Raw genomic sequence first — 22,737 nt, forward strand, 5'->3', positions numbered from 1 at the left:
GCGCAGGAGAGCGCGGTCCGCCTGGGTGCATCAACGCATGGCACTTCGGTGGCTCAGCCGGCCGTCACCCCCGAAGCACCGGTAAATCGCGCCAGTGCCAGTGCCAGTGCCAGTCAGAGAATCGAGGCGCCGTAGACGCTCAGGGCCTCCGTGACGGGCTGGTAGAACGTGGTCCCACCGGTACGGCAGTTGCCGCTGCCGCCGGAGGTGAGGCCGAGGGCGGTGCTGCCGGAGAAGAGCGAACCGCCGCTGTCGCCGGGCTCGGCGCAGACGTTGGTCTGGATCATGCCGTACACGATGCCGCTGGTCCCGTAGTTGACCGTGGCGTTGAGGCCGGTGACCGAACCGCCGCGCAGCCCGGTGGTGCTGCCGCTGCGCTGGACGGACTGGCCGACGAACGCGTTTCCGGCCGAAGTGATGTCGCGGTACGTGCCGTTGTACAGGTACACCCGGCCGTCGGCCGCGGCCGCGTTGGAGTGGCGGATGATGCCGTAGTCGTTGACCGGGAAGCTCGTACCGGTCCTGGTGCCTATGGACCAGCTGCTGCTGATGTTGGTGCAGTGGCCGGCCGTCAGCGCGTGGGCGACGCCGTTGACCGACACGTTGAAGCCGAGCGAACAGCGGCTGCCGCCGGTCGTGATGGCCTCGCCGCCCGCGATCAGCGGACGGAACTCTCCGCTGGTGCGGTTGATGGTCAGGTCCGCGTTGGAGCCGGCGAGCGCGTCCTTGACCTTGTCCAGTTCGGCCTTCGACACGGTGCTGTCGGCGGTCACCACGATCTTGCCGCTGCTCGCGTCCGTGTACCAGGCGGTGCCGGCCACGTCCGCCTTCAGCACGGCGGTGTTCGCGGCGGCGAGCTGCGAGGTGGTCGCCTTGGCGTCGGGGGCCGGTGCGGCGACGGCCGAGGGGGCCGCGAGCGCGACGGCGGCGGCGAGACCGGACGTCACGGCGAGGAACCGCGCCCGACGAGACATACCGGTGAGGGGAGTGATGCGCTTGAAGATCACAAGATCCTCCATAGGCGTGGGGGACAGACAGCCCGCCGTGTGGGCGGACGGTCGTGCTACAGGTCCCGAACCGGCGGTAGCCGAACGTGGACCTGCCAAGTTGCGCGGTTCGCATCGTTGACGGCCGGGCCTTTGGATACAAGGCCGACTTCCGGTCCCCGGGCGCGGGGTTGCGCGGGAGCGCCGCCCGACCGCGCCTCGCCCCGAGCCGCCCACGCGCCTCGGCGCCTCCGCTTTGCTGCAAAACACGCGCGGGCCGTGCGATGGAGCACGCCGCGCGCGAAGGCTTGGTGGCCGGGGGCGAGTCCGAGCGAATTTACCGTCCCTTTGCTCAATGGTGTGATGGCTCACATCGCGAACGCTCCCGGGCCGACGGCCCGCTGATCATCCGTTACGGGTGTTGCGCAACACGTCTGTTGGGATGCCAGCGCCAGAAGACACAACTTCCGTGTCTGCGGTATGTGAGCGCTTTCTGGGGAATGGCCCGCGCGTCCGACGTGGCCGAATCTTTGACTCCAGTTCCAGATCGTGTCCATGAACGATCCTTGAATCGTCCGAAGACGCGCTCTTGCGGAGAGTGCCTCCGGGGTATTCGGCCGAGGCGCCCGGTCCGGAATGACAGCGATGTCCGATGGCGGCGGCGACTCGGGCAGGAGCGGTGCGGACACGCCAAAGGCCCCGGGACTCGGTGACGAGTCCCGGGGCCTTGGTGATCGTGGCGGGCGTCAGGTCAGACGCGCGGGCCGCCGGGCGGAGTGCCGCCCGTACCCGGGTCGTTGCCGTAGTACGTGCCCAGCTCGTCGTGGTAGCCCCGGTCGCCCAGGTGCTTCTCGCGGTCGAACTCCGGGGCGTCCTTGATCTGCTGCTTGGTCAGGCCGACGAAGACCTTCTTCTCGCTCGGGTCGATGCTCACGACCGTGCTCGCCGGGAGCAGGACCTCCTTGCCGAAGATCCATACGCCGGTGTCGACCACGAGATAGGCGTCACCGACTTCGTCGGAGTGCTTGTCGACCTTTCCGATACTGCCGTCCGTGGCCTCGACCTTGTATCCAGTGAGGTCGGCGTCGGCCAGACGACCAGCGGTCGACTTGTAACTCCACACATTCTCAGTCACGCGAAAAACAACTCCTCCGGTAAACAGAGGACTACGGGGATTCCCGTCGATCCTCTTTTTCCGTTCGTCGTACACAGCCGGTTTTTCGGCTGCCTGAAGTGCGAGTGCCCTTCGTTCCGGGTCACACACCCCGTACCGAGCCGGAATCGAGAATTCTTTTCGCCCTGCTCACGCGCGGCGGGAGTCACTCTGCTCAGGCGGGTTCAGGTGGGTTCAGGCGGGCGCTGAAAATGATGATGTCGTCCTGTGGCTCGCTGCCGAAGGTGTCGAGGAGTGCGGTGCACAGGGCGTCCGGGTCCGCGGGGCCGGCCGCGGAGGTGGCAGCCAGGAGCTCGAGTCGTTCGTCGAGTGTCGTGTCGCGGGTCTCGATGAGCCCGTCGGTGATCAGGAGGAGCCGGCTCCCTGGTTCCACGGAGTGGACGGTGGCGGCGGGTTGGGGCAGTCCGATACCGAGGAGGGGGCCGTGCTCGGTGAGGTAGCGCGGTGCTCCGTCGGGGTGGAGGAGGAGTGGGGGCAGGTGGCCGGCGTTGGCGATGTGCAGCCGGGTGTTGCCGGGTTCGACAAGGACGATGCAGACGGTGGCGGTCCATCCGGGCTGGTGCAGGCGCAGCAGATGGTCCAGGTGCTGGAGCAGGATGTGCGGGGGGTGGTCCTGGGCGGCGTAGGCGCGCAGGGCGTGGCGGAGTTCGCCCATGACCATGGCGGCTTGCAGGGAGTGGCCGACCACGTCGCCGACGGCGAGGAGCAGTCCCTGACGGGTGTTGACGGCTTCGTAGAAGTCGCCGCCGATCTCGGCGGTGGCGGCGGCGGGTAGGTAGCGCACGGCTAGTTCGGCGCCGGGGGCCTGCGGGAGGTTGGTGGGCAGGAAGGTGCGCTGGAGGGTCAGGGCGAGTTCGTGTTCCTGGCTGAAGCGCTCCACCACGTCCTTGTGCTCGACGGTGAGTTCGGCGTACATGGCCATGACGCCGACGTTGGTCTCCGTCAGTTCCTCGTTGAGGCGTTCCAGTTCGTCGCGCTGGGCGTGGGCTTCCTCCAGGGAGGCGATCAGGTCGCGGGTCTGTGCCTGGAGTTCGTCGAACGCGCTCGCGGCGGCCGGTCCTGCGGCTTCCAGGAGTGAGCGGACCTGGTCGACCTTCAGGTCCCGGGCCGCGCGTTCGGCGATCGGGCAGGTGATCTCGATGCGGCCGGCGGGAGTGGCTCCAGGCCGAGCGGGGGTGGTTTCGTAGCGGGTCTGGGGCAGCAGCCGGGTGACGGCGGTCAGTGACTCCCGGCTGGGAGCACGGTCGTCGTCCCAGCGCAGGACGGTGTGGAGCGCGGCCGGCGCCTGCTGCACGCTGAATACCGCGGTCATCGCGGTGGGGCGCAGCAGGTCGCGTCCCAGTTCGCTCAGGGCGGTGGCCAGGCGTACCTGGTCGCGGGCGTCGAGGCCGACGGCCTCGGTGACGGTCTTGGCGTGGCGGCGCAGGGCGAACACGTCGTGCTCGGTCCTGACCGAGGTGACCAGGACGGGTGCCGGGCCGCCGCGGTGGCCGGGTGCGGTGGTGTTCACCCGGCCGCCTTGGCGATCACCGCGCTGGCGTCGTCACGGCGGGTTCCTGCCTGGCGCAGCAGGCCCGTGGCGATCACCGCGGGAGAGTGGTGCAGCAGACCGGCCAGGTCGGCAACGTTCCACCGGTCACTGAGCCCGTCGGAGTGCATCACGAGCACCCCCTGTGCGGGCAGCCGGTATTCGTAGGTGCGCAGCCGGTGCATCTGGTGGCCCGCGATCCCGGGATGGGACAGCAGGTTCGCCCGGCTGGTCGCGGTCACGAGGGCGGCGGTGATGTTCCCCGTGCCGCAGAACAGCACCCGCCCGTCGGGCTCCAGACGCGCGACGGCGACGGCGGCGCCGCGCGTGCCGCGCAGCGCCCGGTGGACTTCCTCCATCACCTGCTCGGGCGTGCGACCCGTCCCGCTACGGAAGGCGTTCACCGCCGCCTGCGCGGCCAGGGTGGCCAGCGGACCATGACCCAGCCCGTCACAGGACATGACGAGCAGACCTTCGCCCGGCCCCGGCACAGCGGCCTGCACGGGCACGGAGGCGCCACGGCGTACGGTCGTCGACCGGGGCTTCCGTATGCCGGCCATCGTGGACCAGTCCGGGAGCGCGGGCGCGGACGGGTCGGGACCGGCGGACCTCTCGTCCCGGTGAGTAGTCCGTGCGTGGCTCCCGCCGTCGGTACGTGCGTGGCTGTCACCGTCGGTACGGGCGCGGCCACTGGCGTCGGTACGTGCGTCGCTGCCGCTTCCGGTACCTGCGTGGCCGCCGGCGTCGGTACCCGCGTCGCCGCCGCCGTCGATACGTGCGTCGCTGCCCGTACGTACGTTGCCGCCGTCGACTCGTACGCTGCTGACCGCGTCGATACCTACGTTGCCGCCGGCGTCGGTGCGTGCGGCCCAGGCGTCGCCGCAGACCTGCTCGCCGCTGATCGGCCTGGTGACGCCCCCGACGGCCGGTTCGCCGCTCACCGCGGGTGGCGCGGGGCGGGGCCAGAAGCGGGCCAGCTGGATGGTGCCGGTGCCCGGCTGGGAGTGGACGTCGAAGGTGTCCGCCAGGCGCTGGACCGCGCCCAGGCCGATACCCAGGGTGCCGGTGGTCGACATGCCGTCCCGCAGGGCCGCCGGTACGTCGGCCATGCCGGGACCCTTGTCGACGGCGATCACCTCCACACCGGCGACCACGTCCGCCGGGGACCCGGGCCGGTTGCGCAGGACACGCAGCAGGAGGGAGCCGTCGGTGGCGTGTTTGGTGAGGTTGGCCGCGAGTTCGGCGACGGCCAGGACCAGTTCGGCGGTGCGCTGCTCACCGAGGCCGATACGCCGGCCGACGGTGGCGGCGGTGCCGCGGGCGGCGGCGGGACCGTCCCGGAACCACGCCACGTCCTCACAGTCCACCAGCAGGGCCGAGCGGTCGGTCATCATCGGGCCCACTTGGTGACGGTGACAGTGGTGCCGGCGCCGGCCGCGGTGTCCAGGGCGAAGTCGTCGACCAGCCGCTTGGAGCCCGACAACCCCAGCCCCATGCCGCCACCCGACGTCCAGCCGTCGGTCATCGCCTGGTCCACGTCGGGGATGCCCGGCCCCTGATCGGCGAAGACGAGCCGTACACCGCGCCGACCACGCTCCTCCACCACGGACGCCGTCATGGTGCCGCCGCGGCCGTGGACGAGGGTGTTGCGGGCCAGTTCACTCGCCGCGGTGACCAGCTTGGTCTGCTCCACGAGGGAGAACCTGCATTCCTGTGCCAGCGCGCGCACGCGCTGACGGGCCTGCACCACCCCCGCGTTGGTGGTGATCTCCAGTACCTCCGGGGTACGGGAGGCGCCACTCATGCGCCGGCCGCGTCGTCCGGCACGCTGCCCTCAGGGCCGCTCCCCGCACTGCCGTGGCCGAGCATCCGCAGACCCTTGTCCAGGGTCAGGGCGGTCCGTACTCCGCCTAGCGAGAGACCGAGCTCGACCAGGGTGATGGCGACGGCCGGCCGCATACCCACCACAACGGTCTGCGCGTCGAGCAGCCGGGACAGGGAGGCGATGGTGGACAGCATCCGGCCCACGAACGAGTCGACGATCTCCACTGCGGTGATGTCGATGACCACGCCGTGCGCGCCGCTGTCCACCACCGCGGCGGCCAGGTCGTCCTGGAGCTGCAACACGGCCTGGTCGTCGAGGTCGGTCTGGATCGAGACGAGCAGTACCTGCCCGATCTGAAGGACCGGAACCTGCTCGCTCACCGAACACCGGCCTGCGGCGCCGGACGCGAGAAGGCGACGCCGGAGCGGCGCAGCGCGTGCCGCAGGGCGTCGGCGAGCGTGGCCTTGGTGACGATGTCACCGAAGTCGATCCCGAGAGCCACGATGGTCTGGGCGATCTGCGGGCGGATGCCGGAGATCGTGCACTCGGCGCCCATCAGCCGGGCCGCCACCACGGTCTTCAGCAGATGCTGGGCGACCTCGGTGTCCACCGCGGGCACACCGGTGATGTCGATGATGGCCTGCTCGGAGCCGGTGTCGATGAGCGCCTGGAGCATCTTCTCCATCACCACCATGGTGCGCGCCGAGTCCAGCGTGCCGACCAGCGGGACACCGATCACCCCGTCCCACAGCTTCACCACCGGAGTGGACAGCTCCAGCAGCTGTTCGGCCTGCGCCGAGATCAGCTCCTCGCGGGTCCGCGTGTAGATCTCGATGGTGAACAGACCGAGGGTGTCCAGCAGGGCCGTGAACCGGAGGTACGCCTGTACGTCCGTGTCCTCGCCGGTCAGCGCCGACTGAAGGACCTCCTTGAGGGAGAACACACTCGCCGCGGTCTCGGTGGGGCTGAAGCCCTGGAGGGCCCGGTTGCGCGACAGCTCGGTCAGCAGGGCACGCACCTCACCGAACGCCTCGCCGTGCCCGTCCAGGCTGCCGTCGCCCAGTGCGGCCACCAACGCCGTGTAGATCTCCCGCAGTTCACGCTCTACTTCGGTACGGCTGATCCGCCCGCCCAGCGAACCGATGACCTTCTCCGCCCACTCCGAACCCAGATCCCCACCCCGGACCGTCAGCAGACCGATCAAACGCTCCGACACGTCCTTGCCAGCCACAGGGCATCCTCCTCAGAGGGATCAGACGATCCCCCGGGAACACTAGGCCATCAGGGTGAGCGAGGAGACGGACCAACCGGTATATCGGCGGGCGCCCGGTGTCGACGATCAAGCCCGACGGAGGAAATCGTGCCCTCTACCGGGACGGCCGCCGGACGGAGCGCCGGGACACGCGAATCGCGGCGAAAGCCAGCGCCACCACGAAAACCGCGATACCGATCACCAGGAGATAGCCCAGCCCGCTCGCTGCCACACCGATGATTCCGAGCACCACGGCGACCAGGACGAGAAACAGAAAAAGCGCCATGACAGAACACCACCTTTGAACTGAGCGCAGCTTCAGCGGCGCGCGAGCTGCCGCTCTCCGTCCGCGCCGGTCTGGTAGGCCATGTCGTAGTGCTGGAAGATCCCTTCCTCCGCCTCGGCGGCGAGGATGTCGTCCGTCCCGATCGACGGTGCCTTCTTCACCAACGCCTTGGCGTAAGGGACCTTGACGTAGTCAGGGCCGACCGTCGCCTCGCCGACAGGAACAAAGGTCAACCTGTGGCGCGTGGGCAGTCCGGTACGGACCGCGGCCATGGCCGGCTCATCTGTGGACGTGTCCACATAGATCGATTCGAGGAGACCGATCTTGTTTCCCTCGGAATCGACGACATCCCGATTACGCCACTCACGGATATCAGCCGCATGGATCATGTTCAGATTCCGCCTCTTCAGATGCTGGTGCAGAACGAGTTCCCCTGCTGTCGCACTTGACACCGCCCTGGGATGCACAGCAGAAAGCCTCACCGTGAAGGGCGAACACCCGGAACGGCCGAGCACACCTGCCGAACTATGGAAATAGTGACATATCAGGCCTTACGATGCCGCTTCCAGCGCGAGGAGCTGAATGCCCTCCCAGCCGGCGCCGACGGCTCTTACGATCCAGCTCCAGCGCTTGGCGGTGTCGCCGCAGCAGACGGGGCTGCGCGCCTCGTCCGCCGCGAACCAGTGGCCGGCAGCCATGAACGTACTCACGGAAGCGCCTCACATGAGACCGCCGACGGGGTCACTCATGTCCAGCCACAGGTGGACGATCGCGCCGGAGCCGTTCAAGGACCACCAACGACGTGGCTCGAGCGCGGCAATGGACATGACGCGACCCTCCGGTTTCATCGTCTGCACAAGAGCCGGAGGTCTTCGAGCCCCGGACCGGCGCATCAGGGCGCCAGGCCATCCTTGATCAAGTGACCGAGCGGATCATCCGGCTACCAACCCGTGGACGGTACGTGGCGCCGAGTAGACCGGCGTGAAGCACCGCGCCCCCTTGAGCTCCGCCGTTGCGGGACCAACCGTGCGGCGGTTCCTCCGGAGGCTGCGGGTGATCGGGTTCCGCTACGCGGCGGTAGGCGCCGTGCCACCGGATTCGGGCCGACTCGCGGGCGAAGACGGCGTCGCGTTGGCCGTCGTCGACCTGGATGTGGTGAGCGATCGCCTGGGCGCCGCCCCACGCGATGATCCGACTGGCCGAGACGGCGTCGATGTCGGCGGCGGTCGTACCGGCGGCCTGCTCGGACAGGAGGGTCCGTAGAGCCGTCTCCTCGAAGCCGTCGGGGTTCTCGGTGTAGAAGTAGCCCACGGTCGAGTCGTAGGCCGCCGCCTCCCGTATCGCCGTGATCACGCTCTGGTGGGCGCGGTGGATCCTGAGCACTTCCTCGAAGAACAGGGCGAACCGTCCGACCCAGTTGCCGCCTCCGGCTGGGTCCCATGCGCGCGCCAGCCTCAGCAACGACTCCCGCAGCTCGTCGGTGAGCCGTATAAGGTCTCGCCGGCGTCCAGCAGTTGCTCCAGGGCCGACATCACCTGCGCCCGAGATGTCATTCTGGATGCGCTGGACACGGGGTGAGTGGGCGCCCCTCCAAGGAGCGGCGCCCACCGTCGGCCGGGGCGACAGCGGCTGTCAGGCCCAGGGATTGAACGGGATACCGGACGGCTTCGCGGAGTTGAGCAGGTTACGGAACCGGTCGCCGTTGTCCGTGGTCTTGATGGTCGCGGAGCCGAAGTTCGCGTAGTTCAGCTTGTCCCGCAGCTGAGTGCTGGGCCAACCGTTCCAGCCCACGATCGGCGGGTACTGCCAGCTGTGGTAGTAGTTCTCCACCGCGTCGTCATTGGCGTTGGCCAGCCGGAAGTAGTGGGTGGATCCGCCGTCCTTGTGGTAGACGACCTTGGGGTGCGTTCCTGCGAAACGCACCTGCGAGCGGGGGTAGGTCGCGGTGCTGCTGTGCACGGTGGTCGACACGTACTCCACTCGGTTGGAGGCCTGGTTGATCCACGAGATGACGTGCTCGAAGTCGTGCCGGTGCCCGTTCGTTCCGCCCGCGATCTCCCCGACGCCGTCGGACGCCTGGTCCTTCTCGAAGTAGCTCGCGTACACAACCGCGCACCAGCCGTTGTTGCACTTCTCGCGGGAATAGGTCTGTGACGCGTCGAGGTCCGACTTGTCGTGGCAGTTGCCGTTGACGGCGCCGCCCAGGCCGAGCCCGGGAGCCAGGTTCCCGTCCGGACCGATGGCGGGAGTGGGATAGCAGCCGTTGCCGTCGTAGTCGTAGGCGGGCGAGAACGTCTGCTCGTACCCGGAGGCGTTCTGGTACAGGTTCCGCGGGGGATCCGCCTGGGCCGCCGAAGCGGGCAGCAGGACGGCCAGAGCGGTGGCCGTGAGCGCCGCCCCGAGCCACGAACTCGTGCGCTTGGTGGAGCGTGAGGACCTACCGCCCGGCGTGAGGGCCTGCTTGAGGGCCGGTCCGAGGGCCGACGCGGGGGTCGGTCTGAGGGCTGACACGGGGGTCGGTATCGGCGTGGGGTTTGTCATGATCCGCTTTTCTCGCAGGGCCCATCCCCGAACTCCGGCGCACTGCCGGAGTGTGGGACGAGCGGGAGTCATCCAGGGGGACGTCCTGAATGTGTACGGCAGCTGGTCCCCGGCAGCAGCAGACCGGCCCGCCACGCCTGACGCGTCCGGTCGACAGGAAGCCCCCCGACCGGATCGTCGTCGAGCGGCTCCACGGGCCTCCCGGCGCGAGAACTCGCTGACCAACTGCGGCAGCCTTCCAGGCAGCAGCCAGGAGATACTATGCGGGTCAACATACTTATTTTGTCAAGGTGCAGAGATCAAGTCGGCACTCCGCAGACGTACGCCCGCACAACGGCGGCCGGGGGAACTGCCTTGCGTCAGCCGCCGGCGCGGGCCGCACCCCTCGGCGACACCTTCGCGGCGTGGTCGGCGAGTGCGGCGCGCACCGAGTCGTAGGGCGAGGTACTGCGCAGTGCGCGAGAGGTGATCATCGCGCCCTGGACGCCCGCCAGCACGGCTTCCGCGAGCCCTCGTGCCGGGGCACGCTCGATACCGAAGGCGACGAAGTGGAAGGTCAGCCGGTCGGTCATCTCCGAGAAGGCCCGGCGGCCGGTTTCGGCGATCTCGGCCGAGTCCTGAGTGGCCCCCTCGATGATCAGGGGCGCGACACCGCAGCCCCGCGAGTAGTCGGCGGCGACCATGCCGTCACGGCCGAGGGTGACGTAGAAGTCGATCAGCTCCGCCGCGGACGAGGCCTGCCCAGCGGCCCGGTCGATGATCTCGACCTGCTCGAACGCGTGGGCTTCCGCGGCCTCTATCACCAACTGCGTCTTGCCGTCGGGGAAGTGGAAGTAGACCGAGCCCCGAGACGTACCGCTGAGTGCGAGCACATCGGAGAAGGCCGTCGCGTGGTACCCCCGCTGCCGGATCAGCTGCTTGGCGGCCTGCACCATCTTCTGCTTGGTATCCGTCCGCTTCTTCATCCCGCATCCTCTTCACCGACATGTATGAACACCTACATATTAGCGGAAAGGTCACCAGGGGCATGAGTCGGCGACACCTTCTAGACGACTGGTCTAATCGGCTGCTATCGTTACGCCATGCCAGCTGCCAAGACGGACACACGACGGAGCATCCTGGACGCCGCACGGCGGATCGTCGTCGCCAAGGGATACGCCGCCGTCGGCATCAACGAGGTGCTCGCTGCGGCCGGCGTCCCGAAGGGGTCCTTCTATCACCACTTCAGCTCCAAGGACGCCTTCGGCGAGGCGATGATGAAGAGCTACTTCGACGACTACTTCGCCGTCATGGACCGTATCGCCGCCGACACCGGAGCAAGCGCCGCCGAGCACCTGATGCGGTACTGGCAGTACTTCTACGACACGCAGGCAGCCGACAACTGCCAGGGCGGATGCCTGGTCGTCAAGCTGGGTGCGGAAATCTCGGACCTGTCGGAAGCGATGCGTGTCGCGACGAAGACCGGTACGGCGGAGATCGTCGACCGGCTCGAAAAGATGATCGCCCGCGGCATCACGGACGGTTCCCTGGCCGTCGGCCTCGGCCCCCGGGAGGCCGCCGAGGCCCTCTACGACCTGTGGATCGGGGCGAGCATGATCGCGAAGATCCACGGCAGTCCCGGCCAGCTCGACCGCGCCATGGCGGTGACGCGCCAGGTTCTGCACGTCTGACACCGTGCCGGCGACGGCCGGACACCCGCTTTCCCAGGGCTCTCCAAGACCCTCCAAGTCCCTCCCCGAGGCTCACGCCTCACCTGGCCCCGACCCCGACGTCGGCTCGACCAGTAAGAGTAGACCGGTCGTCTCTCGTGATGGACCGGTCCAGAAAGGACTGATGATGGACAACGAACTCATCCACCTCGACGCGAGCGAGCTCGCCGAGCTGATCCGCGCCAGGAAGGTCTCCTCCGCCGAAGTCGTCCAGGCACACCTCGACCGCATCGAAGAGACCGATCCGCGGATCAACGCCGTCGTCACACTGGCCGAACACGCGCTGGCCGCGGCAACGACGGCGGACGAGCAACTCGCGGCAGGCGAAGACGTGGGACCCCTGCACGGCGTGCCCTTCACGGTGAAGGACTCCTTCGACACTGCCGGGGTACCCACCCGGCGCGGTTCGCCGATCTTCGCTGGACGCGTACCGGACACGGATGCCACCGCAGTGGCCCGCATGAAGCAGGCCGGGGCGGTTCTGCTGGCCAAGACCAACCTCCCGGAGTTCTCGTTCTGGGTCGAGTCCGACAACCTCCTGACAGGCCGGACGAACAACCCCTGGGACCCGGACCGCTCGCCGGGCGGTTCGAGCGGCGGGGAGTCCGCGGCGATCGCGGCCGGCATGTCGCCGCTCGGGCTGGGCAGCGACCTGTCCATCTCGGTACGCGGTCCGGCCGCCGACACCGGCATCTCGGCCCTCAAGCCCACGCACGGCCGGATCCCGATGACGGGCGTCTGGCCCCGGGAACCCCGACGCAACTGGCACGTCGGCCCCATGGCCCGCAGTGTCCGCGACCTCGCGCTGGCGTATTCGCTGCTGTCCGGTCCCGACGGCGCTGACGGCTACGCAACCGTGCCACGCGAGTTCGACACCGGGCTGGGAGCCTCTCCCAGCCGGCCCGTGCGCGTGGGCTGGCTCGTCGACTCCGGGCTCGGTCCGACCGACGCGGAAGTCGCGGCGACCGTACGGGCGGCAGCCGACGCCTTGCGGGGTACGGGGATCCACGCAGACGCCGTACACATCCCGGCCCTTGAGAAGGACAACCCGCTCGAACTGTGGACCAAGCTCGCCGTAATGGAGGTGAAGCCGGCATTCGAGCAGGTCACCGCGGGCCACGAGGAGCAGATGTTCCGCTACTCCAAGTTCCTGGCCGACATGCCCGACACCGCCGTAGCGGACTACGTCCGGGCCGAGCAGGGCGTCGAGCGGCTCCGGGACGGCTTCGCGGAGTTCTTCAGCCGCTACGACATCCTGCTCCTGCCGGTCACGACGATCCCCGCGCACGAGCACGGGCTCGGGGAGTTCACCCTCGACGGCCGCACGGTGAACGCCTTCCATGTGTCGTCGACAACCGTCCCCTTCAGCCTGACGGGACATCCGGCCCTGTCGATGCGGTTCGGCACGAGTACCGATGGCATGCCGATCGGTGTGCAGCTGGCGGCCGGCCACTACGCAGAGTCGACGCTCCTGCATGTCGCCTCGCTGCTGGAGACGCTGAGCACGGTCCGCGATCCGCACCCCGTCCTGTGAAACCCCGTCCTGTGACCCCCGTGCCGCCGGGGCGTCCCCCGGACGACGCGCTCCGGCCCCGCGCTCTCGTACAGCGCGGGGCCGGCAAGCCGGACGCGGTCGGCGGGCCGGCGCCGTGCAAGGATCAGCGAGACAGCCAGGCCACGAGTTCGGTGGCGAGGTCACGTGCCTGAACCGCGCCGATGGTGGCCGCGGTGTCGATGGTGCGAGGGTCGAGCAGATCGGCACGCGTCCTGTAGAAGGGCGTCGCGGTAATCACTCGGACGCGACGGCCGCGGTCGACGAGGAGTTGCTCCTCGCGTGGCAGGTTGTCGGTCGGTCTGGGCGCCAGGATGAGTACGTTGCCCAATTCCGTGGCGCGGTCGGCCCGTTCCTGTTCCTCATCACCGGCGAGTTCCAGGAGCAGGTCGGCGTTGGTGTTGGAGCGGACTCCTCCGTCGACCCAGACCGTACCGGCGATCCGGACCGGTGGCGCCACACCCGGCGCCGCGGTGGAGGCGGAAACAGCGACGGCCGGCGGAACAGCGTCCCGGGCCGACCAGATGCCGGCGAGTCCTGTACGGGCGTCGACCGCCGTCACCTTGAGGTGCGGCGGCCAGGTTCCCTCGGGCAGGGCTGCCCGCCATGCCCGTTCGGCCTCGCCGGCCGAGATCGGTGACATCGTGGCCACCGCGGCCCGCGCGACGCTCAGCGCCGATTCGTTCCGCTGGGCGGCCCTGTCGAGAGCTCGTTGGACAAGGCCCGTGTCGACGCCGCTCTTCCGGGAGCGAAGAGCCCCGACGCGCGAAAGGGAATGCTCGCGCATCTTCTCGGGAACCTGTGCCAGGCCTTCCGGCCGCATGGTCAGCCAGGCACCCGCGACGGACCCCGCCGACGTGCCCATCACCACGTCGAAGCCAGTGACCGGCACTCCCCGGGAGGCCAGCCCGTCCAGGAAGTCACACGTCCATGCGGCTCCGGCGGGCCCGCCCCGCCCAGCACCAACGCGCTCACCGGAGCCGTCCCGACTGCGCGCCTCGTCCCACCCCGTGCGTCTGCGGGCCCCTGCCTCGTGTCCCGTCCATCAACGCGCCCCTTCCAGGGTCTCCCGCAGAAGTGCCGCGGTTTCGCCCGGCCGCGAATAGAACGGCGAGTGCGAGGTGTCCAGCCGTCGCACGTTTCCCACGCGGGCACCGAACTTCTCGCGCATGGGTACGGGGAGGCCTGCGTCCCGCTCGCCGATCACATAGGTGCTCGCGATGTCGTGCCAGGCCGCCCTGGTGAGGGGCTGCCGCATCGACATGAGCGACTGCGGCCCCAGCTCCCCCGCCGCCGTCTTCGCCTGCTCCCGGGACAGGTCGTTGTAGAAGACCTTCTCGGCACCGAGCATCTCGATGTACTGCTCGTCCTCGTGGACCCCCCAGTGCGGCGGGTAACTGCCTCCCCGGTTACCCAACATGGACTCGCCGACATCCAGTACGAATGAGTTCAGGAAGACGATGTGCCGCACCGCGCCGACTTCCGCGACCCCTTCGCTGACGGGGACGCCTCCGTAGGAGTGCGCGCAGACGACGACCGGTCCGTCGATCTCCAGGACGAGATCCCGGACGGCTTGGGCGTCCTCGTACATACTCCCCAGCTGATCGACCGGCACCGGAGCACTCGAAGGGAGCTGAATGGTACGGACGTCGAGGCCGGGAAGCTCTTCGATCAGCGCGTTCCACATCTCCCTTCGGTGAAAGGAGCCATGAACGAGGAGGAGGGTCGGAAGATTCATCCCGGAGTTCTCTTTCCAGTGGATCGGCGGGGGCGGCGGATGGATCGGCGGGGGCGGCGGACGGTGGGCAACGGGGTGGGCGGGCAGTGGGGGCGCGGTGTCGAACCGTGCCCCCGCACCTCTACGGGACCAACAGCAGCTTGCCCGTGGTGCGCCGGTTCTCCAGGTTGTGGTGGGCGCGGGCGGCCTCGGCCAGCGGGTAGCGCGCCCCGACCCGCACGTCGAGGTCGCCGGATTCCACCCAGGTGAACAGGTCCTTGATCCGGCCGTTGAACTCCTCCGCGTTCCGCAGGTAGCCGACCGGGTTGGGGCTGGTGACGAACAGCGAGCCGTTGGCGTTCAGATCCCCCAGGTCGAACGGCGGCACCGGGCCGCTGGACAGCCCGTGGACGACGAGCATGCCCCGCGGGCGCAGCACCTGTAGGCCGCCGGCGAAGGTGTCCTTGCCGACGCCGTCGTACACGACGTCCACACCGCGCCCGCCGAGGAGTTCGAGGGTCGCGGCGGCGAAGTCGGTGGTGCGGTAGTTGATGACGTGGTCCGCGCCGTGGGCGCGGGCGAGGGCTGCCTTCTCCTCGGTGGACACGGTGGCGATGACGCGTCCGCCACGCAACTTGACCATCTGGGTGAGCAGTTGTCCGACACCGCCCGCTGCCGCGTGCACAAGTGCCGTCTGGCCGGGCTGTATGGGCCAGGTGGAGGTGGCGAGGTAGTGGGCGGTGACGCCCTGGAGCATCATCGAGGCGGCGGTCTCGGCGGTGACTCCCTCGGGCACCGGGACCGCGGAGGCGGCGGGGACGACGGCGTGGTCGGCGTAGCTGCCTCTCAGCCCGAACCAGGCGACCCGGTCGCCGGGTGCGTGGTGGTGGACGCCTTCCCCGACGGCCGTGACGGTTCCGGCCGCCTCCCCGCCTGGAGCGTAGGGAAGTTGGACAGGGAAGGAGCCTTCGCGGTGGTGGATGTCGATGTAGTTGATACCGGCGACCGCGATCCGGACCAGCACTTCGCCGGGGCCGGGTGCGGGGGTGTCCCGCTCGACGAGGGTCAGCACGTCCGGCCCTCCGGTACGGGCGAACTCGATACGACGCATTGAGTGCTCCAGGGTGAACTGGGCGGTTCACCGGCCGTTGGAAGCAGCCGGGTTCCCCGCAGGCGCGGCGGTGTTGGTCGACTCGGTGGTGCGGGCCGACGCGCCGACATCGCGGCGCAGCAGGAAGAGGCAGGTGAGCGCGCCGAGCAGGGCCACGGCCGCCGACCACCACCAGGCGTGGGTGAAGCGGTCGAGGGCGGCGAGGTCGATCCGCGAGGAGCCGACGATGACGACCAGGACCGCGACGCCGAGGGTCAGGCCGATCTGCCGGTTCATCTGGACGATGGCACTGCCGGTGGACGTCTGGTGCCGGGCCAGGCCGCTGGTCGCCGCGCTGACGAGGGTGGGGGTCCACAGGCCGGTGCCCACACCGCACAGCAGCCATCCGGGCAGGACCTCGTAGTAGTCCGGATGCGCGCCCAAGGACGTTCCGATCAGTACGGCTCCCAGGCCCAGCGCGATGCCGCCCATCGCGGCGACGAGACCGGCCGGCAGCTTGGCGGTGTAGCGGCGCAACCCGAGAGAGGTCACCGAGACCATGACCGGCCCCGGCGAGATGGCCAGACCGGTGCGGATCGCCGACCAGCCCCAGCCCTCCTGCATCCAGAACACCAGGCCCAGCAGTTGCAGCCCGAAGGCCAGGGAGAGGAGGAACATACCGGCGTTGGACCAGGTGAAGGTCCGGTCCTTGAACAGGGTCAGGTCGATGACCGGAGCGGGCGCGTGGGCGGAGCGCAGCACGGTCGCGGTGAGCGCGACGGCCGCCAGCGCGAACGCGGCGACGATCGGACCGCTGCCCCAGCCCCACGCGGACCCCTGGACCAGCGCGAGAGTCAGCGCGCCGATGCCGGTCATCAGGAGTCCGCCGCCCAGCAGGTCCGGCATACGGGCCTCGGTGCTGTGCCGCGGGTCCGGCGCCGTCCGTACCGCCAGGGCGAAGGCGGCCAGCGCGATCGGTACGTTCACCATGAATATCAAGCGCCAAGAGGCCTCGACCAGCAGGCCGCCGAGCGTCGGGCCGGCCGACGCGCCGAGCGAACCGCTGATCGCCCAGATCTGGATCGACCGGGCGACGCGCTCCTTCGGCATGCCGTTGAGGATCAGGGCAAGACTGGTCGGCATGATCGCGGCGGCGCCGACCGCCTGAACGCACCGCAGTGCCACCAGCAGCCATACGTCACCGCTCAGGGCCGCGCCCAGACTGCCCGCGCCGAACACCGCCAGGCCGAAGAGGAACGTCCCCTTGACCCCGTAGCGATCGGCGAGCCGGCCGGCGGGCACCAGCAGCGCCGCGAACACGATCGCGTACGCGTTCAGGATCCAGCTCAGGTCGGCGAGCGAACTGTGGTGCAGGGCCGCGCCGATGGGACGCAGCCCGACATTGACTATGAACACATCCAGCGTGGTCATGAACGTGGCTGTGCAGAGAACGGCAAGCAGGACAGCCGGGTGCCGGTGGGGCGACTGCCGATCGGGGGGCTCAGTCATGGACGTGCCTTCGTCGTCTGTGCCGTAGCCGGCACAGTGCGGAAATATGTATGTCAACCTACATAGTCACGTGGTACGCGTCAACGCACACACATCTGAACAGGTACGTTACGCCACAGCCGCCCCCGCGTCACCGTTTCCTGTTGCGAATGCCACCGATATCTGTATGCTGACATACATAGTAATGAAGCTCGGTGACCGAACCGACAGGCTCGTGGACAGCACAGGGCCGGGGTAGGTCTCGGAGAGGAGTCCCTGACATGCCTTTCGTCGACATCTCGCTCGCCCGCGGTAAAACACCCGCCTACCTCCGGGCCGTCTCCGAGGCGGTCCATGACGCGCTGGTCGCCGAGCTGAACATGAAGCCCGACGACAACTTCCAGCTCATCCACCAGCACGATCCGGGCGAGATGGTCTTCCACCCCACATTCCGTGGTGGCCCCCGCACCGAAGACTGGCTCGTCATCCGCATCACCGACGGCCTCGACCGCGGCGAGCGCGCCAAGCGCCGCTTCTACCGGACCCTGGTCCACCTGCTCCAGGAGAACCCCGGGATCCGCCCCGAGGACGTCTTCGTGATGATGTCGCTCTCCGGCCCGGCCGACTTCTCCTTCGCCGGCGGCGTCATCGGAACGGACGTCGTCGCCATCGAGGCCCTGGACGCCGCCGACAAGGCCCCGCAGGCCCGGGCGTCCTACAGCACGGCCGAACTCACCTACGCGCTCACCGAACTGTTCCAGCACCGCGACCTCAGCCACATCCGCCCGATGCTGCGCGAGGATCTGACCCTGAAGCTGCCCGCCTCACTGCCCTACGGCGGCGAGTTCTCCGGGATCCAGCCCTTCGCCGACCTCTTCGCCAGTACACCCGGCGGCGACACCGTCTGGCAGTCCTTCACCGTCCACGTGGACCAGGTCATCGCGGCCGACGGACACCTCGTCGTCCAACTCACCAACACAGCCGTCCCCAAGGCGACCGGCACACCCGTCGTGATCCAGAACCTGTGGCTCTTCGGGGTCAGCGGCGGACGCATCACCAGCGCACAGCTCTACGCGGACACCGCCGCCGCGACAGGCTCCGCGGACTGACAGCACCGCAATCGGCCGTCCGCCAACACACCGAGCATTCCCGGAGAGTGAGACCGTGACCGCCTACGTGATCAGCGAGGCGTACGTGCGTGATCCCGAACTGACCGCGCGCTACGCCGCGCTGTCCGCAGCCTCGATCGCCAAATACGGTGGCACCTACCTCGTCCAAGGTGACCGCCCCACCGCGGCCGAAGGCCGCTGGCCGGAGGACGAACGGCTGATCGTCCTCCAGTTCCCCACGATGCAGGCCGCGCGCGCGTGGTACGCGTCACCGGAGTACGCACAGGCACGCGCGATGAAGCCCGACGCGCTCGAACGCCGACTCCTGTTCACCGAAGGGGTCTGAGCGTGTGTGAATCGCGTGGTCAGTTGTCTGTGGAGGGGGCCTCGGCGAGGAGTTGTGCGGTGAGTTCGATGCAGCGGGTGCGGGCCGGGGAGAAGCCGTAGGGCATCTTGGTGACCGCTTCGAGGGCGCTCATCCGGACGTCCTCCTCGCCGTCGGAGTCGGAGTCGGTCTCGGCGTCGTGGGTCTCGGCGTCGTAGGTCTCGGCGTCGTAGGTCTCGAAGAGTCTCTCCTCGGCCTCGTCGAGTCCGGCCGCTTCCATGGCGTGGAGCAGGGCCTGGTGGTGAGCGCTGTGCCGCTTGGCGAGTTCGTCGACCCGTGGGTCGTGGGGGTCGACGGTGTCGTCGAGGGCGGCGTCGGCCGCGTCGAGCCGGTCTGCCTCGGCCCGCAGGGCGGGGTGGGTGGCCAGGGTGATGAACACGCCGGCCTGGATCGCGGCTCCCAGCGGCCCGAAGATCCGTTCCGTGACCAGCAGGGCGTCCAGGTCGGCGGGGCGCAGGGCGCCGGGAGGCAGGTGGGCGAGCCGGTCGGTGACCAGCGGGGAGAGCAGGCCGAGGGGGCTGCCCACGGCCCGCAGGCGCCGCACCGCCGCGCGTCGGCGTCTGATGTCTGCCTCCCGGGCGGCCAGGGTCTTCTCCAGCCGGCCCAGGACGTCGTCCACGCCGCGGCCCTCGTCGAAGGCGGCCCGCATGTCGTCCAGGCCGATCCCGGCATCGGACATCTTGCGGATCCACAGCAGGCGGATCATGTCGTCGTAGCCGTAGCGGCGGCGCCCGTCCGTGCCGCGCCCGGGCTCGGGCAGCAGACCGATCTGGTGGTAGTGGCGGATCGCGCGCGGGGTGGTTCCGGCGAAGGCGGCGGCATCGCCGATTCTGACCTCGCGGGGAGGCATGACGGAGGGGTACATCGCAGAGGGCGCCCTTTCGTGCTGTGGTGCCCTCGACGACATCACATGCCGCTACGGCATGTGCAACCACACACCCCACCAGAGCGGGCCCCCCGACGAGGTGTCGGTAGTGGGCGCCGTCCATTCCTCATGAACGGCCGGACGGGTCTAGCAGGGCGGGACCGAGCCCTCGACGTAGAAGACCGACTGCTCCGACCATCCGCTCACGCCAGTCGTGTGGTTGGTCAGGTAGAACCAGACCATCTGAGGAGCCACCGGCTTTGCACAGTGGGCCGTGACCCGATGGCTGCGATAGCCGAGCCCGGCGACGGCGTAGGACCCACCGGGTCCGGTGCGGATGCGGGCCCCGTCCACCTTGAACTCGGCGTAGGCCGCCTCACGCGTCACTGAGTCGACCGCCGTACCCGCGGGACCCGCATGGGTCGTTCGCGGGGCGGATGCCGGCTCGCCGCCGACCGCGGCCGGCTGGGCCGTCGCCGACGGAGCCGCGATCAGCAACGCCGAGAAAACGGCCGCCACCATGGCGGCTCGCTTGGTGGTGTGGGCGCTCTTCATTTCCTGCATGGATACCTCCGGGGATGCGCGTCACCAGAGCAGACCACGCCGGGCGTTGTTCGGGTTCGGTGCCCGGCGCCGAACAAACGGATGCCGAACAACGGCGTGGCTCAGCGGCGATGAAACCCGATCAACCGGCTCAGGACAGCGGCGGCAGTTCTCCGCCGGACGTGCCGTCGCTCTCCGACGACAGCGACTCCTTGATGGCGCGCAGGAAGGACCGTCGCTCCACCAGCTGAGCGCCCCGGGCCTCGGAGAGGGGCTCCGGTTGATGCCCGAAGCCGGCCGGGAGGGGCGGCAGGCCCAGCGCGGTGAAGGTCTCGTCGAGGTGGTGCCGTGGATCGCCGGTGCCGCGCAGCGCGGCGGCCAGGGGCCGGTGATCCGGTTTCCCGTACGCCGTCGTCAGTGCCGATGCCCGCTCCGCCGCCTGCTGCTGCGTAGGCATCTCCGCGGGGTCCGCCCACCAGACATGGGCAGTCACCAGACGGCCGTCACGGTAGAGCTGGAGCGTGTAGTCGGCTCCTTCCTTGGTCACCACCAGGACCGGCCACTTCTCGCCCCGGCTGAACGTGGTGGCCAGGCGGGGCAGCGCGCCTTCCCCGAGCAGCGTCGTACGCATGCCCTTGCGTCGGCCCGGCGGGTCGGCCGAGGGAGCCGTCTCGACGAACGTGCCGCCACCGGGCGCCGGCGCCAGACGCATGGTGGTGCCGGTGATCAGCACGGCCTCGCGGACCTCACGCAGCGGCGCGCGGACGTGCGCGACGGCCGGAGCGGCGGCGGGAGGAGTGGCGGCCAGAGAAGTGGTGACCGGAGAAGTAGTGGCCGGAGGAGTGGTGGCCGGAGAGGTGGTGGCGGTCGACGGATCCGTCGTCGGAGACGGGCCGTTCGTAGCCGATGCGGGTACGGATCCGCCGAAGTACGGTGTCCGGCGGGCGACATGGGCGCGCACCCCCTGACGCATCAGCAGGAACATCTCCCGGGAATCGCCCAGGTAGGCCCACGGGAACGTGCGTGCGTCCGTGCCGATGAGCCGGAAGACGTCCAGCGCCTCGGCCTCGCGGTCGGAGCGGATCAGCGCGAGCGCGAGGTGGTTGCGGAAGCCCGCCGCCCGGCGGTCGTGCGGCTCGAACCTCGCGGACAGTTCCAGTCCCGCCTCGACGAGCCCCTCGATCCGGGACCAGGCGACCGGGCCCTTCCCGATCCCCGCCTTGTGCTCAAGTGCGTACTCCGTGACCGCGTACAGGGGCAGTCCGCGCAGCGGTGACCCCTCAGGGGCCGCGGCGGCGGCCGACTCGGCGAACGCGAACATCTCGGCGTGCGAGCCGTACCACTTCTGCGCCAGGTACTGCACCGCGCGGGCGTGCAGTCCCACGTGATACGGATCCGCCGCGCGGCCCCGAGCCAGGTACTCGTCGAACACGTCCCGCGGAGCGCCCAGTCCCATGGCGAGCGAGATGAACACCCGCCAGGGAACGGGATCTTCGAAGTTGAGGTCCGCGGCGACACGCAGCACCGGTACCGCGTCGCGCAGAACCGTGTGGAACGCCTGGAACTGCTCCTGGGACACATACCGGGCACGCGCGGCGGTACGGATCTCCCAGGCGCGGCCGATCTCCAACTCGGCGGCGACGAGGGCGGCGTCGGGGTCGCCGGGTCGTGCGCGTCGCCACTCGTCGAACCATCCGGTGTGGTGCAGGGCGAGTTCGGCGAGACCCGCGCTGTACTGGCCCCGCCGGTCCCAGTCCCGGTCGGCGCGCGTCCGCGCCAGTGACTCCGCCGCCGGCTCCCAGTCCCCCGACCGCGCGGCGGACAACGCCACCCGCAGACCGGCATCCGGCGCGTCCACCTCCACGGCCCCGTCCGGCGGCAGACCGTCGCCGGTGGCCGCGAAGTGCCGCAGCATCCTGGGCATCGTGAAAACGCCGGGCATCCTGCCCACAACCGGCCCCTCCCCCAACGGCACACGGCCGCGCACAAGCATCCTGCACTTGACCCTGATCAGACAGCCTGAAGAGGGTGATCGACGCGTCCGATCCTACGAGGACGAGACCGCGTGGTGGGCGCTCATCCACTCTCCTGACGGCCGCGCCCCTGGTCCCGATACTGGGGGCATGGGATTCGCCGTCTTCATGACTTTGCCGGGGCTGGTCATCCTGCTGACCGCCGTCGCCTTCGTGGATCAACTGCTGTTGCGGGCCGGGCGGGCCGGACTCCTGCCGTGGCGGAACAGCGTCCGGCAGGGCCAGATATCCGCGACCGGTTTTGAACAGCTCCACGCGAGCGTTTCGCCCGGGAAGCAGAACGAGCTCAAGGAGCGGCAGTCGGCGCTCGTCATGCGGGACGACGAGGAGGACGGGGAGCCGCCGCACCGGACAACGGTGGATCTGGAGGGCGGCGTCGCGGTTGTCCGGATGCCGCGGGCCGACCAGTAGGAGAGCGGCAGTGCCGACCGTCGTTCCGCTTGCTTGAAGCGCACTCCAAAGTCATAGCGTTCCGGACATGCCTGCATCGCCAGGGTTCTCGCCGGCGTCCTGCCGGACGATCGACATCCCAGGAGCATCTCCAGTGCAACAACGGAAACTAGTCTTCTGAGTCGGGAATTCTGTTCAGATAAGAGGCGAGGCGTTCAAGGATCTCGTCTGCGGTCTTGGTCCAGAGGTAGGGCTTGGGGTCGG

Annotated in this window: 24 protein-coding genes and 1 pseudogene; 5 read left to right on the forward strand and 20 right to left on the reverse strand. The window is 69.2% G+C overall.

From position 1 onward, the window contains the following. Window positions 1–113 precede the first annotated feature (113 nt). The 13 genes from ACIQAC_RS34820 to ACIQAC_RS34880 form a co-directional block, all read right to left on the reverse strand. Complete coding sequence (locus tag ACIQAC_RS34820; RefSeq protein ID WP_402198351.1) at window positions 114–1,007, reverse strand: S1 family peptidase; 894 nt, start codon at window positions 1,005–1,007, stop codon at window positions 114–116. A 730-nt stretch (window positions 1,008–1,737) separates the two neighbouring features. Then, window positions 1,738–2,121: a PRC-barrel domain containing protein gene (locus ACIQAC_RS34825; protein WP_402198353.1), complete on the reverse strand. Its 384-nt coding sequence runs from the start codon at window positions 2,119–2,121 to the stop codon at window positions 1,738–1,740. 193 nt (window positions 2,122–2,314) lie between these two features. Further along, a complete protein-coding gene (locus ACIQAC_RS34830) occupies window positions 2,315–3,670 on the reverse strand; it encodes a PP2C family protein-serine/threonine phosphatase (protein WP_402198355.1) in 1,356 nt (451 codons plus the stop codon). Continuing rightward, window positions 3,667–5,082, reverse strand: a complete 1,416-nt coding sequence (locus ACIQAC_RS34835; RefSeq protein WP_402198417.1) for an ATP-binding protein — start codon at window positions 5,080–5,082, stop codon at window positions 3,667–3,669. Before ACIQAC_RS34835 ends, ACIQAC_RS34830 begins: the two co-directional genes overlap by 4 nt. After that, the gene (locus ACIQAC_RS34840; RefSeq protein WP_402198357.1) at window positions 5,079–5,492 is read right to left on the reverse strand and encodes an anti-sigma regulatory factor; all 414 of its coding nucleotides are present in this window, start codon (window positions 5,490–5,492) and stop codon (window positions 5,079–5,081) included. The genes ACIQAC_RS34835 and ACIQAC_RS34840 overlap by 4 nt, the downstream gene beginning before the upstream one ends. After that, window positions 5,489–5,893 (reverse strand): STAS domain-containing protein, encoded by a 405-nt coding sequence (locus ACIQAC_RS34845; RefSeq protein WP_402198359.1) that lies wholly within the window; start codon window positions 5,891–5,893, stop codon window positions 5,489–5,491. The genes ACIQAC_RS34840 and ACIQAC_RS34845 overlap by 4 nt, the downstream gene beginning before the upstream one ends. Continuing rightward, on the reverse strand, window positions 5,890–6,744 hold the full coding sequence (locus ACIQAC_RS34850) for an STAS domain-containing protein (RefSeq protein WP_402198361.1): 855 nt from the start codon (window positions 6,742–6,744) through the stop codon (window positions 5,890–5,892). Before ACIQAC_RS34850 ends, ACIQAC_RS34845 begins: the two co-directional genes overlap by 4 nt. Window positions 6,745–6,880: 136 nt before the next feature. After that, on the reverse strand, window positions 6,881–7,051 hold the full coding sequence (locus ACIQAC_RS34855) for a hypothetical protein (RefSeq protein WP_402198364.1): 171 nt from the start codon (window positions 7,049–7,051) through the stop codon (window positions 6,881–6,883). Between the two features lie 32 nt (window positions 7,052–7,083). Further along, the gene (locus ACIQAC_RS34860) at window positions 7,084–7,440 is read right to left on the reverse strand and encodes a PRC-barrel domain-containing protein (RefSeq protein WP_402198365.1); all 357 of its coding nucleotides are present in this window, start codon (window positions 7,438–7,440) and stop codon (window positions 7,084–7,086) included. 162 nt (window positions 7,441–7,602) lie between these two features. Further along, complete coding sequence (locus ACIQAC_RS34865; RefSeq protein ID WP_402198367.1) at window positions 7,603–7,761, reverse strand: hypothetical protein; 159 nt, start codon at window positions 7,759–7,761, stop codon at window positions 7,603–7,605. Window positions 7,762–7,966: 205 nt separating this feature from the next. Further along, a complete protein-coding gene (locus tag ACIQAC_RS34870) occupies window positions 7,967–8,512 on the reverse strand; it encodes a hypothetical protein (RefSeq protein WP_402198368.1) in 546 nt (181 codons plus the stop codon). Between the two features lie 171 nt (window positions 8,513–8,683). Then, window positions 8,684–9,562: an NPP1 family protein gene (locus tag ACIQAC_RS34875; RefSeq protein WP_402198371.1), complete on the reverse strand. Its 879-nt coding sequence runs from the start codon at window positions 9,560–9,562 to the stop codon at window positions 8,684–8,686. Window positions 9,563–9,951: 389 nt separating this feature from the next. Further along, on the reverse strand, window positions 9,952–10,557 hold the full coding sequence (locus tag ACIQAC_RS34880; protein WP_402198372.1) for a TetR/AcrR family transcriptional regulator: 606 nt from the start codon (window positions 10,555–10,557) through the stop codon (window positions 9,952–9,954). A gap of 117 nt (window positions 10,558–10,674) precedes the next feature. Here ACIQAC_RS34880 and ACIQAC_RS34885 point away from each other — a divergent pair, with 117 nt between their 5' ends. Together ACIQAC_RS34885 and ACIQAC_RS34890 are read left to right on the forward strand one after the other, a co-directional pair. Continuing rightward, window positions 10,675–11,262, forward strand: coding sequence for a TetR/AcrR family transcriptional regulator (locus ACIQAC_RS34885; protein WP_402198374.1), 588 nt, complete (start codon window positions 10,675–10,677; stop codon window positions 11,260–11,262). 163 nt (window positions 11,263–11,425) lie between these two features. Further along, window positions 11,426–12,835, forward strand: a complete 1,410-nt coding sequence (locus ACIQAC_RS34890) for an amidase (protein ID WP_402198376.1) — start codon at window positions 11,426–11,428, stop codon at window positions 12,833–12,835. Window positions 12,836–12,959: 124 nt separating this feature from the next. Here ACIQAC_RS34890 and ACIQAC_RS34895 read toward each other — a convergent pair. The 4 genes and pseudogenes from ACIQAC_RS34895 to ACIQAC_RS34910 form a co-directional block, all read right to left on the reverse strand. Continuing rightward, window positions 12,960–13,793, reverse strand: a pseudogene (locus ACIQAC_RS34895) (patatin-like phospholipase family protein); the annotation flags it as partial. Between the two features lie 105 nt (window positions 13,794–13,898). After that, entirely contained in the window at window positions 13,899–14,591 is a 693-nt protein-coding gene (locus tag ACIQAC_RS34900) for an alpha/beta hydrolase (RefSeq protein WP_402198378.1), read from the reverse strand. Window positions 14,592–14,712: 121 nt separating this feature from the next. Beyond that, window positions 14,713–15,681: a quinone oxidoreductase family protein gene (locus tag ACIQAC_RS34905; RefSeq protein WP_402198380.1), complete on the reverse strand. Its 969-nt coding sequence runs from the start codon at window positions 15,679–15,681 to the stop codon at window positions 14,713–14,715. A gap of 27 nt (window positions 15,682–15,708) precedes the next feature. Beyond that, complete coding sequence (locus ACIQAC_RS34910; protein ID WP_402198383.1) at window positions 15,709–17,169, reverse strand: MFS transporter; 1,461 nt, start codon at window positions 17,167–17,169, stop codon at window positions 15,709–15,711. Between the two features lie 260 nt (window positions 17,170–17,429). Between ACIQAC_RS34910 and ACIQAC_RS34915 the strand changes: the two genes are divergently transcribed. Both ACIQAC_RS34915 and ACIQAC_RS34920 read left to right on the forward strand, forming a co-directional pair. Beyond that, window positions 17,430–18,257 (forward strand): tautomerase family protein, encoded by an 828-nt coding sequence (locus ACIQAC_RS34915; protein ID WP_402198385.1) that lies wholly within the window; start codon window positions 17,430–17,432, stop codon window positions 18,255–18,257. A 55-nt stretch (window positions 18,258–18,312) separates the two neighbouring features. Then, on the forward strand, window positions 18,313–18,603 hold the full coding sequence (locus ACIQAC_RS34920; RefSeq protein ID WP_402198386.1) for a DUF1330 domain-containing protein: 291 nt from the start codon (window positions 18,313–18,315) through the stop codon (window positions 18,601–18,603). A gap of 19 nt (window positions 18,604–18,622) precedes the next feature. Here ACIQAC_RS34920 and ACIQAC_RS34925 read toward each other — a convergent pair whose 3' ends face one another. From ACIQAC_RS34925 to ACIQAC_RS34935, 3 genes are all read right to left on the reverse strand, one after another. Beyond that, the gene (locus ACIQAC_RS34925) at window positions 18,623–19,507 is read right to left on the reverse strand and encodes a MerR family transcriptional regulator (RefSeq protein WP_402198388.1); all 885 of its coding nucleotides are present in this window, start codon (window positions 19,505–19,507) and stop codon (window positions 18,623–18,625) included. A 147-nt stretch (window positions 19,508–19,654) separates the two neighbouring features. Continuing rightward, entirely contained in the window at window positions 19,655–20,071 is a 417-nt protein-coding gene (locus tag ACIQAC_RS34930; protein WP_402198389.1) for a hypothetical protein, read from the reverse strand. A 130-nt stretch (window positions 20,072–20,201) separates the two neighbouring features. Further along, window positions 20,202–21,965 (reverse strand): hypothetical protein, encoded by a 1,764-nt coding sequence (locus ACIQAC_RS34935; protein ID WP_402198392.1) that lies wholly within the window; start codon window positions 21,963–21,965, stop codon window positions 20,202–20,204. Between the two features lie 208 nt (window positions 21,966–22,173). On the opposite strand from ACIQAC_RS34935, the gene ACIQAC_RS34940 reads away from it, so the two are divergent. Continuing rightward, a complete protein-coding gene (locus ACIQAC_RS34940) occupies window positions 22,174–22,494 on the forward strand; it encodes a DUF6191 domain-containing protein (RefSeq protein ID WP_402198393.1) in 321 nt (106 codons plus the stop codon). The last annotated feature ends 243 nt before the right edge of the window (window positions 22,495–22,737 follow it).

Source organism: Streptomyces sp. NPDC088387 (assembly GCF_044753385.1).
In the GTDB taxonomy this organism is placed as follows: Bacteria; Actinomycetota; Actinomycetes; order Streptomycetales; family Streptomycetaceae; genus Streptomyces.